Source organism: Streptomyces sp. NPDC005925, from assembly GCF_040638805.1.
Taxonomy (GTDB): Bacteria; Actinomycetota; Actinomycetes; order Streptomycetales; family Streptomycetaceae; genus Streptomyces.
The window spans coordinates 63,200-76,343 of the sequence record NZ_JBEXVL010000008.1 but is presented as its reverse complement, the minus strand read 5'-3'; the positions used below and the strand labels follow the sequence as shown (position 1 = coordinate 76,343).

Genomic DNA, 13,144 nt, shown 5'->3' with positions numbered 1-13,144 from the left:
CGTGGCCCCTCCGGATCACGGTGATCGATCACATCGAAATCTTGGCGTTTAGGGTCGGGAAAAGCGGGCAGAAGGCTACGGGAAGCTGGTCGCTGGAGAATTCAAGAAATGCGCTTGGAGTATCTCGATAATCAGATGGAATTCAGGCGCGGTCATTGCAGGGCGGCTGCCGCTCACGGGCGAGCGGCAGCCCCGTCGCCGGCGGCAGGCGGTGGTGCGCCGGCAACCGGCGTTGGTGCGCCGGTGGACGGCGGCCGGTCGTCTGCGCCCCGGTCACTGCCAGGCGGCCTCGGCGGCGCGCCGCGCGGCGTCCGGGTCGACGTCCAGGCCCTGCTCGGCGAGCGCGGTGCCCAGCGCCGCGAGGCTGCCCTGCACGGCTCCGCGCCGCGCGTCCGGGCCGTAGTGGTTGACCCGGATCATCTCCTTCGCCAGCGCGCCCCCGCCCGCGGCCAGCGGCAGCGCCGGATCGGACTCCAGCGCCCGTGCCACCAGCTCGGCGGCCACCACGCCCGGCGGGGTCCGCAGAGTCGTGGCGACCGGCGCCGCGTCCCGCGCCTCGTGCACGTACGGCTCCAGACCGCCGCCCAGCGCGAGCACGCCCGCCCGGGTCGCCGCGGCCGCCGACCGGTGCCGGGCCATCACCTTGTCCGGGCCCGCCGCCTCGATCCGCTCGACGCACGCCTCGAGCGCCAGCATCTCCAGCTGCGCCGGCGCGTGCGGCAGCACCGCCCGGCCCGCGTCCAGCCAGCGCTCCTTCCAGTCGAGCAGCGACAGGTAGGAGCGGCGCGGGGCGCGCGGGTTCGCCGCCATCCGTGTCCAGGCCCGCTCGCTCACCGACACCGCCGACACCCCGGCCGGCCCGCCCATCGCCTTCTGCGCGCCGATCACGCACAGGTCCACGCCCCAGGCGTCCGGGAGGACCGGCTCCGCGCCGACGGAGGCCACGGCGTCCAGGTAGAACAGCGCGCCCCGCTCCCGCACCACCTCGCCGATCTCCGCGACCGGGTTCGTGTTGCCGGTCGCGGCCTCGGCGTGCACCAGGGACACGAAGTCGATCTCCGGGTGCCCGGCGAAGGCGGCCCGGACCTGGTCGGCCGTGACCGCCGTGTGGAACGGCACGGACAGGTCGATCACCGTCGCACCGCAGTCCCGCAGCCAGTTCCCGAACGTCTGGCCGTACGGGCCGGTGATCACGTTCAGCGCGGTCGTGCCCGGGCCCGCGGTGCCCCGGATGGCGCCCTCAAGCGGCAACAGCGCCTCGCCCTGCATGATCACGACGTCCTTGCGGGTATCCAGCAACCGGGCCACGCGGTCCTCGACGGAGGCGAAGTGCGCGGCGCTCAGCGGGGGCAGATCGAGGAAGGGGTGGGTCGTCACGACGGGGCTCTCTTCGCTCACGGAGGTGGACACATCGTCACGCGAGGCGGACACGTCGGCCGGGCAGGCGGACTCGTCGGTCGCGCGAGGCGGACGGGAACGAGCGTAACCGGCACCCCCCACACCTCCGGGCGACCACCGACTTCTTAGGTCGTACCACTCATTTGCCATGGGTTTGGTTTGAGGCGGCCAAAGATCTCCTTATAATCAGAACTCATACGTTGCCGCACGAGGAGGACCCCAGTGACAACGCTCCACGGGCGCCGGACCCGCATCCTGGCCGCCACCACCGCGACGGCCGGGCTGCTGCTCGTGGCCGGGTGCACCTCCACCGACGACGGCGGCAGCGGCTCCAAAACCGCCGGAGGAGTCGCACTCGTCAAGGCCGGACAGCTCACCACCTGCACCCACCTGCCCTACCCGCCCTTCCAGTCGGAGATCGGCGGCAAGGTGCAGGGCTTCGACGTCGCCCTGATCGACCTCGTCGCCAAGAACCTGGGCGTGAAGCAGGCCATCGTCGACACGCCGTTCGAGAACTTCAAGACGGGCGCGTTCCTCAACTCCGGCGAGTGCGACCTGGCCGCCGCCGGCATGACCATCACCGAAGAACGCAAGAAGAACGTCGACTTCTCCGACCCGTACTTCAACGCCACCCAGGCCGTCCTCGCCGACAAGAAGAGCGGCGTCACCTCGCTCGCCGACGTGAAGGCCAAGAAGATCAAGCTGGGCGCCCAGGCGCAGACCACCGGCGAGGACTACGCCAGGAAGCAGGGCTTCGACCCGGTCTCCTTCGAGTCCTCCGACGCCGTCCTCAACGGCCTGCGCACCGGCCAGGTCAAGGCCGTCGTCATCGACTACCCGGTCGTCCAGGGGTGGCTGAAGGACAAGGCCAACGCCGCCGCCCTCGAGGTCGCCGACAACATCGACACCGGTGAGCAGTACGGCTTCACGGTGAAGAAGGGCAACACCAAGCTCCGCGAAGCTGTCGACAAGGCCCTCTCCGACGCCAAGGCCGACGGCACGTACAAGAAGCTGTACGAGAAGTGGATCGGCCCGTACGACGAGTCCGCCGCGTCGCCCGCCGCCTCATGAGCGGAACGGACACCGCACTCCAGCCGAAGAAGAAGGGCCTGACCCGCCGCCAGAGGCGCAGCCTGTCGCGGGGCGCCCAGTACGCCGTCTTCGTCGCGGCCGTGATCGCCTTCGCGGTCGCGGCCGACTGGGGACGGCTGAAGAACCAGTTCGCGCAGGCCGACATCGCACGGCAGATGTTCCCCGAGGTCATCACGCTGGCGCTGAAGAACACCGTGCTCTACACGGTGACCGGCTTCGCCATCGGCGTGGCGCTCGGCGTGATGATCGCGCTGATGCGGCTGTCGTCCGTGGGGCCGTACCGCTGGCTCGCCGGGATCTACATCGAGATCTTCCGCGGCCTGCCCGCCCTGCTGATCTTCATCTTCATCGGCGTGGCCGTGCCGCTCGCCTTCCCCGGCACGGAGATCGTCGGCGGCACGTACGGCAAGGGCGGCCTGGCGCTCGGCCTGGTGGCGGCGGCGTACATCGCGGAGACCGTGCGCGCGGGCATCCAGGCGGTGCCCAGGGGGCAGATGGAGGCCGCCCGCTCGCTGGGCTTCTCACCGGCCCGCGCGATGATCTCGATCATCATCCCGCAGGCGTTCCGGATCATCCTCCCGCCGCTCACCAACGAGTTCGTGATCCTCTTCAAGGACTCCTCGCTGGTGCTGTTCCTCGGCGTCACCCTGGAGGAGCGCGAGCTGTCCAAATTCGGCCGCGACCTCGCCAGCACGACCGCCAACTCCACGCCGATCCTGGTGGCCGGCCTGTGCTACCTGCTGGTCACCATTCCGCTCGGCTTCGTCGTACGCCGCATGGAGGCGAAGGCCCAGGAGGCCGTGAAATGAGCGAGAGCGAGAACCGCGAGAAGGACGGCGGCGGGAAGACCCCCGCGGGGCGCCCGGAGATCGAGGTCCGCGACCTGCACAAGTCGTTCGGCGACAACCACGTCCTGCGGGGCATCGGCCTGGAGATCGGCCGGGGCGAGGTGGTCTGCGTCATCGGCCCGTCCGGCTCCGGCAAATCGACGCTGCTGCGCTGCGTGAACCTCCTCGAGGAGCCCACCGGGGGCCGGGTCTTCGTCGGCGGTACGGAACTCACCGACCCCGACGTCGACATCGACGCCGTACGCCGCCGCATCGGCATGGTCTTCCAGCAGTTCAACCTGTTCCCGCACCTCACCGTCACCGAGAACCTCACCCTGCCGCAGCGCCGGGTGCTGCGCCGGGACCGGGCGGAGGCGGCGCGGGTGGCGGCCGAGAACCTGCGGCGCGTGGGACTGTCGGAGAAGGCCGGCGCGTACCCGTCGTCGCTGTCCGGCGGGCAGCAGCAGCGCGTCGCCATCGCCCGCGCGCTCGCCATGGGCCCCGAGGTGATGCTGTTCGACGAGCCGACCTCGGCGCTCGACCCGGAGCTGGTCGGGGACGTCCTCGCGGTGATGCGGATGCTCGCCGACGAGGGCATGACGATGATGGTGGTCACCCACGAGATGACCTTCGCCCGCGAGGTCGCCGACCGGGTCGTCTTCATGGACGCCGGGGTCATCGTGGAGGACGGCAGCCCGGAGCAGGTCATCGGCTCCCCGAGGCACGACCGCACCCGTCACTTCCTCTCCCGCCTGCTCGACCCGGCGATGGCCGAGGTGGAGGAGGAGACCTCGGACCAGGTGGGCGGGCGGAAGTAGGCCCTGACTAGGGTGCGGGGCATGAGCGATCGCGCGGTGCTGCACGTGAAGGGGCGGGTGCTCGTCGGGGCGGAGGACGTCCGCGACGAGCTGTGGGTGATCGGCGGGCGGATCACGTACGACCGCCCGGCCGGGGCCCGGGACGTCACGACCGTCGAGGGCTGGGCACTGCCCGGCCTGGTCGACGCCCACTGCCACGTCGGGCTGGACCAGCACGGGGCCGTTCCCGAGGAGACCGCCGAGAAGCAGGCCCTCACCGACCGGGACGCCGGCACGCTGCTCATCCGCGACGCGGGCTCGCCGTCCGACACCCGCTGGATCGACGCCCGCGACGACCTGCCGAAGATCATCCGTGCCGGCCGGCACATCGCCCGCACCCGCCGCTACATCCGCAACTACGCCTGGGAGGTCGAGCCCGACGACCTCGTCGCGTACGTCGCCCAGGAGGCCCGGCGCGGCGACGGCTGGGTGAAGCTGGTCGGCGACTGGATCGACCGCGACCTCGGCGACCTGTCGGCGTGCTGGCCGCGCGGCGCGGTCGAGGCGGCCATCGCCGAGGCCCACCGGCTGGGCGCCCGCGTCACCGCGCACTGCTTCGCCGAGGACTCCCTGCGCGACCTCGTGGAGGCGGGCATCGACTGCATCGAGCACGCCACGGGCCTCACGGAGGACCTCGTCCCGCTGTTCGCCGAGCGGGGCGTCGCCATCGTGCCGACCCTCGTCAACATCGCGACCTTCCCGCAGCTCGCCGCGGGCGGCGAGGCCAAGTTCCCACGCTGGTCGGCCCACATGCGCCGGCTCCACGAACGCCGCTACGACACCGTCCGCAACGCCTACGACGCGGGCATCCCCGTCTTCGTCGGCACCGACGCCGGCGGCGCCCTGCCCCACGGTCTGGCCGCCGCCGAGGTCGCCGAGCTCGTCACGGCCGGCCTGCCGCCCGTCGACGCGCTCGCGGCGGGCACCTGGGCCGCCCGCGGCTGGCTCGGCCGGCCCGGCCTGGACGAGGGCGCGGCGGCCGACCTCGTCGTCTACGAGACCGACCCGCGGGCGGACGTACGGGTGCTGACGGCGCCGCGCCGGGTGGTGCTCAACGGGCGCGTCGTCGGGTAGCGGGCCGGCCCGGGACCCGGGGCGACGGGCCCGGCTGCGAGGAGGGCGGGCTGCAGGCGGCCGGGGCGGCCCGCACGGCGCTCCGGCCGCGGCGCGTGACGGGCGCGTGCGTCCCCCGGCCGTGCTCACCGCCTGCCCCGCCCGCCGCCCCGCGCGCTCACCCGGGGGGAGGTGCCGCGGGCGTCCGGAGAGAACGCGTGTACCGAAAGAATTCGAAAAGGTTACGCAAAACCCCCCGATGGAGTGAAGTTACGCCGGATCGGGGCTTCTGCGCTTCCGGTGCGATCATCCTTACGGAGTTCCCGAGCATGACTCATTTGGGGGTCCCACCACCTTGAACAGCAACAAGTTCCGCATGCCCGCACGCCGTCTCGCCACCATCGCGACGGCCACGGCCCTGGCCGCCGGTCCGGCCGCCCTGGCCGGCGCGGGCTCCGCCCACGCGACGGGCGACCACGGTCACGCGAGCGCCGTCGTGCTGCGCACGGGCCTCGACGTCTCCCTGCTCAACAAGACCGTGAACGTCCCGCTCGCGGTCACCCTCAACGAGGTCAAGGCGCCGAGCAGCGCCGAGAAGACCCTCCTCAAGGCCACCCTCGACGGTGTCGACCGCGGGCGCCCCTTCACCATGCTGCGCGCCGACGTGGCCCGGGCCAGCGCGACGACCACCGCGGCGAAGGCCGAGGGTTCCACCGAACTCGTGCACGCCAAGGTGCACGTGCCGGGTCTGCCGCTGCTGTCCCTCATCGAGGTCGAGCAGGTCACGGCGAAGGCCACTTGCGAGGCCGGCAAGAAGCCGGTCGCCGCGTCCAACGTGCTGGGCACGGTCACCGTGCTCGGCAAGCGCGTCACCCTCAAGGCGGGTGGCACGACCGACGTGAACGTGTCCGGTGTCGGTGACGTCCGGCTCTCCCTGTCCAAGAAGGAGACCACGTCCAGCAAGGCCGCGGCCACCGCCCTGGAACTCACGGTCAACGTCAACCCGCTGAAGCTGAACGTGGCCGAGGTCCAGGGCACGGTCACCCTCGTCAACGCCACCTGCGAGTCCCCGGCCGCACCCGCCGGCGGGACGGCGTCCGCGCCCGACGGGTCCTCCGCCGCACCTGCCGACGCGCCCGCGGACGGGACTGCCGGCAAGGCCGCCGACGGTGTCGAACCGCAGGGCGGCGCCGCCGAGGACACCAACCTCGCGGAGACCGGCGGCAACTCGGCGACCCCGTACATCGCGGGCGGCGCCCTCGCCCTGCTCGTCGCGGGCGGTGGATCGGTGCTCGTGGCCCGCAGGGGCAGGAGCTAGCGCGATGGCGGACACCCGCTGGCCGCGTGTCCGCGCCCACTGACTGAGGTCAGTCCCGTGCGTCCATGAGCGCCCTGTCCAGGGCCCGGAGGAAGGCGTCCGTCGTGGTCCGGTCCCGGACCGCGAGGCGGAGCCACTCCTCGTCCAGCCCCGGAAAGGTGTCCCCGCGCCGCACCGCGAAGCCGAGACCGCGCAGGCGGCGGCGGACGGCGGCGGCGCGGGGCAGGCGCACAAGGACGAACGGTCCCTCGGCCGGGGTCACGACCGTGACCCCGGCCGAGGCGAATTCCGCGAGACCCGTCACGAGACGGTCCCGGTCGGCGGCCACGCGGTACGCCGCGTGCGCCGCCCCGGCCAGGGCCCTCGGACCCACGCACGCCTCGGCCGCCGCCAGCGCCGGCGTCGACACCGGCCACAGCGGCTGCGCCCGCCGAAGCTCCGTGACCGTTCCCGGGGCGGCCAGCACATAGCCGATACGCAGGCCCGCCAGCCCCCACGTCTTGGTGAGGCTGCGCAGCACGACCAGACCCGGCACGTCCGTACGGCCCGCAAGGGCCTCCCGCTCGCCCGGCACCGCGTCCATGAACGCCTCGTCCACGACGAGCGTCCGCCCCGGCCGGGCCAGCCCCGCGACAGCGGCCGCCGGATGCAGCACCGACGTCGGGTTGGTCGGATTGCCGATCACCACCAGGTCCGCGTCCTCCGGTACGGCGGCCGGGTCGAGCCGGAAGCCGTCCGAGGCCCGCAGCAGCACCCGGTCCACGCTGTGCCCGGCATCCCGCAGCGCCGCCTCCGGCTCCGTGAACTGCGGATGCACCACTACCGGCCGGCGCACCTCCAGGGCCCGGGCCAGCAGCACGAACGCCTCGGCCGCACCCGCCGTGAGCAGCACCCGCTCCGGTGGCAGCCCGTGCCGCGCCGCCACCGCCGCCCGCGCGGCCCGGTCGTCCGGATACGCCGCGAGCGACCCCAGCGACCCGGCGACGACCTCCCGCAGCCAGTCCGGCGGGGTGCCCGCGCGGACGTTCACGGCGAGGTCCACGAGGTCCGCGCCGTCGTCGCGGACCTCCGCGTCCCCGTGGTGGCGCAGATCGTGCCCGGTCCCGGCAGGGCCCTCAGCGGGCATGGGAGTGCGTGTGTCCGCCGTGGTGGTGGTGCCCGTGGTGGTGGCCGTCGTCGTCCGGGTGGAAGTGCGGCTGCTGCGGCATCCCCACCTTGTCCTCGAAACCGGGCAGCGCGATTCGGTACACGCAGCTGTCGCAGTTCATCCGCAGGTCACCCCGCACGGCCTCCGTGTACCGCTCCATCACCAGATCCAGCAGCTCCGGCTCCGGGCCGATGACGTCCGCCGACCGCACGTCGGCCTCCGGGTGCGCCTGCGCCCAGCTCTCCGTCTGCCGCCGCACACGGTCCGGCAGGATTCCCGTGAACAGGAAGTACGGCAGGACGACGATCCGCCCGGCGCCGAGTCGCAGGCACCGGTCGAGGCCGCTCGGCACGTCCGGCGCCGCCAGCGACACGAACGCCGTCTCCACACCCGCGTAACCCCGCCCCTCCCACAGCAGCCGGGCCGCCTTGTGCACCTCGGCGTTGGCGTCCGGGTCCGTCGAGCCGCGCCCCACCAGCAGCACCGTCACGTCCGCCCTGTCCCGCGGCGTGCGCACCGCGCCGCCCAGCGCCTCGTCCAGGCGCCGCTCCAGCACGCTCAGCAGCGCCGGATGCGGGCCCAGCGGACGGCCGTACGTGTACGAGACGCCGGGGTGGCGTTCCTTCTCGCGGGCCAGTGCCGCCGGGATGTCGCCCTTGGCGTGGCCGGCGGACACCAGCATCAGCGGTACGGCGGCGAACCGGCGCACGCCGCGTTCCACCAGCTCGGTCACCGCGTCGCCCAGCGGCGGCGGGGACAGCTCGATGAAGCCGCCCGCGACGGGCAGTCCGGGACGGCGGCGGCCCAGCTCCCGGACGAAGTCGCGGAACGCCTCGGCTCCGGCCTCGTCCCGGGTGCCGTGGCCGGCGATGAGCAGGGCGGGCGGGGTGGTCACGGTTTCTCCTCGGTGGTGGGGTGGTACAGCAGGGCGTTGAGCGCGGCGGCGGCGACCGCCGACCCGCCCTTCTCGGACACGTTGCTCACGGCGGGCAGCCCGCTCTCGCGCAACGCGGCCTTGGACTCGGCCGCGCCGACGAAACCGACGGGCAGCCCCACGACGAGCGCGGGGGAGGCGTCCAGTGTCAGCAGCTCCTCCAGGGCGGTCGGCGCGCAGCCGATCACCCACAGCGCGCCGGGCCCGACCTGCTCGTACGCCAGGCGCATCGCGTGCGCCGAACGCGTCAGACCCGGCCCGGACCCGGCGTCCCCGAGGCGGCAGACGGTGTCGCGGCGGGTGATGCCCGCCGCGACCATCTGCACGTCCACGACGACCGGCGCCCCGGCGTGCAGCGCGGCACGGGCGGTCGCCAGCTCGCCCTCGTCCATGACGAGGTCGTCGGCGTAGCCGAGGTCGGCGGAGGAGTGGACGACGCGTTCCACGACCGCCCGGGTCAGCGGCGGGAAGTGCGAGGTGTCCAGTCGGGCGCGTAGCCGCCGGAAGGACTCCCGCTCGATGGGATGGACCACACGGTTCACCGGGACACCGCCCGCTCGCCCTGCTCGGCCCGGCCGGTGTGCTGCCAGCGGTAGCCGCGCGGGGTCACCATGCGCCCGGCGATCTCACGGGTCGCCGTGTTGCCGACCGTCACGACCGTCATCATGTCGACCGTCGCCGGGTCCAGCGCGGCCAGCGTCGTCAGCCGGACCGACTCGTCAGGGCGTGAGGCGTTGCGGACGACACCGGCCGGAGTGGCCGGCTCCCGGTGCTCCGCGAGGACGGACAGCGCCTTCGGCAGCTGCCAGTCGCGGCCCCGGCTGCGCGGGTTGTAGAACGTCACGACGAGATCCGCCTCGGCCGCCGCCCGCACCCGCCGCTCGATGACCTCCCACGGCGTGTGCAGGTCGGACAGGCTGATCGACACGTGGTCGTGCCCGAGCGGCGCACCCAGGACCGCCCCGGCCGCGAGTGCCGCCGTCACCCCGGGCACGCCCACCACGTCGATGTCGTCGGAGGCCTCGGCGAGCGCGGGGGAGGCCATCGCGTAGACACCTGCGTCCCCGCTGCCGATGAGCGCGACGGCCTGCCCGCGCCGGGCCTCCTCGACCGCCGTGCGGGCCCGCTCCTCCTCGGCGCCGAGCCCCGACTCCAGCACCCGGGTGCCCGGCCGCAGCAGGTCACGGATCTGGTCGACGTACTGGTCGAGCCCGACGAGTACGGCCGCGCGCCGCAGCTCCGCCTCGGCACGCGGCGTCAGCAGGTCCCGGGCGCCGGGGCCGAGCCCGACGACCGCGAGCCGCCCGCGCGCGGGGCGCCGTACGACGGCACAGGTCGCCATCGCCGGCCGACCGTCCGTCCGCTCCGACTTCCGCTTCGCGACGAGCAGTTCGCCGCCGCGCCCCGCCCGCGCCAGGGCAGCGGCCTCCGCGACGGAGGGCGTGCCGACCGCGGCGAGCGGCGCGCCGGAGGGATTCGGCACGTCGACCCCGGCCAGCTCCTCCGCGGGGTACGTCACGAGGGGCACCCCCAGCCGCTCCGCGGCCCGTACGATCCCGGGCTCGCCGGCCTTGGCGTCGACCGTGGCCAGCTCGGCGACACTGCGCACCGACAGCCCGGCGTCCCGCACCGCCGCCTCGACCAGCCCCAGCACCTCTTCGACGGGCGCGCCCCGGGAGGCGCCGACACCGACGACGAGAGACGGCGGCCGGAGCACGACCTCCCGCTCGCGCGGCGAAGTGTGACGGTCCGTCAGGCGCACCGTGTACGAGCCCTCCTCGCCCACCGGCAGCGCCGGCAGCGGCCAGGGCACCTCGGCGCGCAGCGCGACCGGCTCGCCGTCGAGCAGCGCCCGCGAGACCCCGGCCACGTCCCCCTCGACCGGCAGCCCCAGCGTGTCCAGCGCGGTGACGTGCACCGCGTCCGTCGCCGTCGTCACCACGGGCCGCGCGCCCAGCACGTCGCCCACCTCGCGGGCGAGTTCGTTGGCGCCGCCGCCGTGCCCGCCGACCAGCGACACGGCGAACCGACCGCCCTCGTCGACGCACACCACGCCCGCGTCGGACGCCTTGTCGGACAGCAGCGGCGCGATCAGCCGCACCACGGCGCCCGTCGCGAGGAAGCACACCACCTGCTCGCACGCGGCGAACGCGGCCCGTACGGCGCCCGGTACGGGACCGTCGTACACACGGGTGCGGTCCGGCCAGGCCGCGGCCAGCCGGTCGCGCGCCGCCGCCCCCGCCGCGGTGGCGGAAATGAGGCCGATCACTGAGCAACTCCTTCGGTAGGACGGGTACGGGCGGCAGGACGGGCCCGGGGGCTCGGGGGCCGCGCGCCCCACAGCAGGAAGACGGGATTGGTGGCAGCCAGCCGGGTCACGTCCCCGGGCAGCGGCGCGAGCCGCGACGACTGCAGCAGCACCCCGTCGCAGTCGAACCCGGCCCCGGTCAGCGCCTCCCGCACGGCGGGCACCCGGTCCAGCGCCGCCATCGCCACGACGACGGTCCGCCGGGCCCGGCGCGCGCAGGCCGCGACGATGCCGGGCAGGTCGCGGCCCCCGCCGCCGACGAACACGGCGTCGGGGTCGGGGCCGGCCAGACCGGACAGCACGTCCGGCGCCGACCCGTGCACCACGCGCACGTCCACCCCGTGCGCGGCGGCGTTGGCGCGGACGCGCTCCACACCGTCCCGGGTCTTCTCCACGGCGGTGACGGCCGCCCCCAGCCGGGCGCACTCCACGGCCACCGAACCGGAACCCGCGCCCACGTCCCACACCAGGTCACCGAGGCGCGGCCCGAGCCGGGCCAGGGCCAGCGCCCGCACCTCGAACTTCGTGATCATCGAGTCGCGGTGCGCGAACGCGGTCTCGTCCAGGGCCCACCCGGCGGGCGGTGCCGCGGGCCCGGCGACCGTACGGACACCGCCCGGCGCGCGCGACTCGTCCAGGCACAGCACCACGCTGACGGCGGTGCCCCAGTCCCGGGCGGCGGCCTGCGCCGGTGTGACCCGCTCGATCCGCTCGTCCGCCGAGCCGAGCGACGAGGCGACGATCAGAGTGCGGGCGGCCGGGAGGAGGGACGGGACGGACGGGCCGGACAGGCTCGACGGCCCGGACGGGCTGAAGGAGACCGGCGGACCGGCGGGGCCGGACGGTCCGGCGGGGTCAGCGGAGCCGGGCGGGGCGAGGGCGGCGCCCAGCTCGGCGGGGCCGGCGCCGGGGCCGGTCAGCACGGCCACCTTGGGGCGGGCCAGACAGACGTTGACCGCCGTACGCAGGTCCCGCCCGTGCGCGCTGACGACCACGGCGTCGTCCCACGGCAGCCCGGCCCGCGCGAACGCGGCGGCGACGGAGGACACCCCGGGACGGACGTCGAGACAGTCCGGACCGAAACGTTCCGCCAGCATCCGCACGATCCCGAAGAAGCCGGGGTCACCGGACGCCAGCACGACGACCGGCCGCGCCTCGCGCACGTACGCGGCGATCCGGTCCAGGGCGGGCGCCGGCGGCCCGAGCACGACCCGCTCCGCCGCCTCCGGCAGCCGTGACCGCAGGGCGTCCAGATGCCGCCGTCCGCCGACGACGAGCCGCGCCCCGGCGAGGAGGCCGTCCTCGACCGGCGCGCCCGTGCCCGTACCGACGACCGTGATCATGTGCTCGCACCCCGCGTGCGCAGTGCCCTGCGGGCCTCCGGGTCGGCCCTGCGGTGGCCGTGGAAGTGACCGGGGTGGTAGAGGTGCGAGCGGGTGCCGTGCGCGTCGAGGGCCGGACCCACGAGGAACAGCGTGTGCTTCCAGAGCCTGTGCTCCTTGACCGTCTCCTGCAGCGTGCCGATCGTGCAGGTCACGACCAGTTCCTCCGGCCAGGTCGCCCGGTACGCGACGACGACCGGCGTGTCCGTCGGATAGCCCCCCTCCAGCAGCTCCCGCACCAGTTGTCCGCTGCGGGCCGCCGACAGGAACACCGCCATGGTCGTGCCGTGCCGGGCGAACTCGCGGACCTCCTCACCGGGCGGCATCGGCGTCTTGCCGCCACCGAGCCGGGTCAGGACGACGGACTGCGCGACCTCCGGGATCGTCAGCTCCCGCCGCGCGAGCGCGGCCACGGCGGAGAAGGAGGAGACACCGGGCACGATCTCGGTCGCGATGCCGATCCCGGCGCACCGGTCCACCTGCTCCTGCGTGCCGCCCCACAGCGCCGGATCGCCGGAGTGGATACGGGCGACGCGCAGGCCCTCCTCGGACGCGCGCCGGTACACGGCCACCACGTCCTCCAGGGACATCGTCGCCGAGTCGAGGATCTCCGCGTCCGCGCGCGCGTGGACGAGGACTTCCTCCTGGACGAGGCTCGCGGCCCAGATCACGACGTCCGCCTCGGCGATGGCGCGCGCCGCGCGGAACGTCAGCAGATCGGCGGCGCCGGGCCCGGCACCGACGAAGGTCACCTTGCCGGCGGGGGCGGCGGCATCGGCCATGGAAATGGTTTCCTCTCCTGCGGGACCCGCGAGTGCTGCGCACGCG

Annotated in this window: 12 protein-coding genes; 5 read left to right on the top strand and 7 right to left on the bottom strand. The window is 74.2% G+C overall.

Features of this window, described 5'->3' with window-relative positions:
• Window positions 1-273 precede the first annotated feature (273 nt).
• Complete coding sequence (locus tag ABZ354_RS12895) at window positions 274-1,398, bottom strand: aminotransferase class V-fold PLP-dependent enzyme (protein ID WP_358655969.1); 1,125 nt, start codon at window positions 1,396-1,398, stop codon at window positions 274-276.
• A 222-nt stretch (window positions 1,399-1,620) separates the two neighbouring features.
• On the opposite strand from ABZ354_RS12895, the gene ABZ354_RS12890 reads away from it, so the two are divergent.
• The 5 genes from ABZ354_RS12890 to ABZ354_RS12870 all read left to right on the top strand — a co-directional run bounded on the left by ABZ354_RS12890 (window position 1,621) and on the right by ABZ354_RS12870 (window position 6,545).
• Window positions 1,621-2,469: a transporter substrate-binding domain-containing protein gene (locus ABZ354_RS12890; RefSeq protein ID WP_358655967.1), complete on the top strand. Its 849-nt coding sequence runs from the start codon at window positions 1,621-1,623 to the stop codon at window positions 2,467-2,469.
• Window positions 2,466-3,299 carry an amino acid ABC transporter permease gene (locus ABZ354_RS12885; protein WP_358655965.1) on the top strand — a complete coding sequence of 278 codons (834 nt, stop codon included), beginning with the start codon at window positions 2,466-2,468 and terminating at the stop codon, window positions 3,297-3,299. The genes ABZ354_RS12890 and ABZ354_RS12885 overlap by 4 nt, the downstream gene beginning before the upstream one ends.
• Window positions 3,296-4,135 (top strand): amino acid ABC transporter ATP-binding protein, encoded by an 840-nt coding sequence (locus ABZ354_RS12880; RefSeq protein ID WP_358655963.1) that lies wholly within the window; start codon window positions 3,296-3,298, stop codon window positions 4,133-4,135. The genes ABZ354_RS12885 and ABZ354_RS12880 overlap by 4 nt, the downstream gene beginning before the upstream one ends.
• Before the next feature lie 21 nt (window positions 4,136-4,156).
• Entirely contained in the window at window positions 4,157-5,248 is a 1,092-nt protein-coding gene (locus tag ABZ354_RS12875; protein ID WP_358655961.1) for an amidohydrolase family protein, read from the top strand.
• 334 nt (window positions 5,249-5,582) lie between these two features.
• Window positions 5,583-6,545, top strand: a complete 963-nt coding sequence (locus tag ABZ354_RS12870) for an SCO1860 family LAETG-anchored protein (protein WP_358655958.1) — start codon at window positions 5,583-5,585, stop codon at window positions 6,543-6,545.
• A gap of 49 nt (window positions 6,546-6,594) precedes the next feature.
• Here the strand turns inward: ABZ354_RS12870 and cobC are convergent, their stop codons facing one another.
• Genes cobC through cobM form a run of 6 tightly spaced genes read right to left on the bottom strand, consistent with a single transcriptional unit; the run spans window position 6,595 to window position 13,098 of the window.
• Complete coding sequence (cobC, locus tag ABZ354_RS12865; RefSeq protein ID WP_358655956.1) at window positions 6,595-7,671, bottom strand: Rv2231c family pyridoxal phosphate-dependent protein CobC; 1,077 nt, start codon at window positions 7,669-7,671, stop codon at window positions 6,595-6,597.
• Window positions 7,661-8,587 (bottom strand): sirohydrochlorin chelatase, encoded by a 927-nt coding sequence (locus tag ABZ354_RS12860; protein ID WP_358655954.1) that lies wholly within the window; start codon window positions 8,585-8,587, stop codon window positions 7,661-7,663. The genes cobC and ABZ354_RS12860 overlap by 11 nt, the downstream gene beginning before the upstream one ends.
• A complete protein-coding gene (locus ABZ354_RS12855) occupies window positions 8,584-9,168 on the bottom strand; it encodes a precorrin-8X methylmutase (RefSeq protein ID WP_358655952.1) in 585 nt (194 codons plus the stop codon). The genes ABZ354_RS12860 and ABZ354_RS12855 overlap by 4 nt, the downstream gene beginning before the upstream one ends.
• The gene (gene cobJ / locus ABZ354_RS12850; RefSeq protein WP_358655950.1) at window positions 9,165-10,895 is read right to left on the bottom strand and encodes a precorrin-3B C(17)-methyltransferase; all 1,731 of its coding nucleotides are present in this window, start codon (window positions 10,893-10,895) and stop codon (window positions 9,165-9,167) included. Before cobJ ends, ABZ354_RS12855 begins: the two co-directional genes overlap by 4 nt.
• Window positions 10,892-12,277 (bottom strand): precorrin-6y C5,15-methyltransferase (decarboxylating) subunit CbiE, encoded by a 1,386-nt coding sequence (cbiE, locus tag ABZ354_RS12845; RefSeq protein WP_358655948.1) that lies wholly within the window; start codon window positions 12,275-12,277, stop codon window positions 10,892-10,894. The genes cobJ and cbiE overlap by 4 nt, the downstream gene beginning before the upstream one ends.
• Window positions 12,274-13,098, bottom strand: coding sequence for a precorrin-4 C(11)-methyltransferase (gene cobM / locus ABZ354_RS12840; RefSeq protein ID WP_358655946.1), 825 nt, complete (start codon window positions 13,096-13,098; stop codon window positions 12,274-12,276). Before cobM ends, cbiE begins: the two co-directional genes overlap by 4 nt.
• Between the last annotated feature and the right edge of the window lie 46 nt (window positions 13,099-13,144).

Bases quoted from the DNA above. Each gene is read 5' to 3' on its own strand.
- cobC (WP_358655956.1), bottom strand. From the start codon at position 7,671: ATGCCCGCTGAGGGCCCTGCCGGGACCGGGCACGATCTGCGCCACCAC.
- cbiE (WP_358655948.1), bottom strand. From the start codon at position 12,277: ATGATCACGGTCGTCGGTACGGGCACGGGCGCGCCGGTCGAGGACGGC.
- ABZ354_RS12875 (WP_358655961.1), top strand. From the start codon at position 4,157: ATGAGCGATCGCGCGGTGCTGCACGTGAAGGGGCGGGTGCTCGTCGGG.
- ABZ354_RS12880 (WP_358655963.1), top strand. From the start codon at position 3,296: ATGAGCGAGAGCGAGAACCGCGAGAAGGACGGCGGCGGGAAGACCCCC.
- cobM (WP_358655946.1), bottom strand. From the start codon at position 13,098: ATGGCCGATGCCGCCGCCCCCGCCGGCAAGGTGACCTTCGTCGGTGCC.
- ABZ354_RS12885 (WP_358655965.1), top strand. From the start codon at position 2,466: ATGAGCGGAACGGACACCGCACTCCAGCCGAAGAAGAAGGGCCTGACC.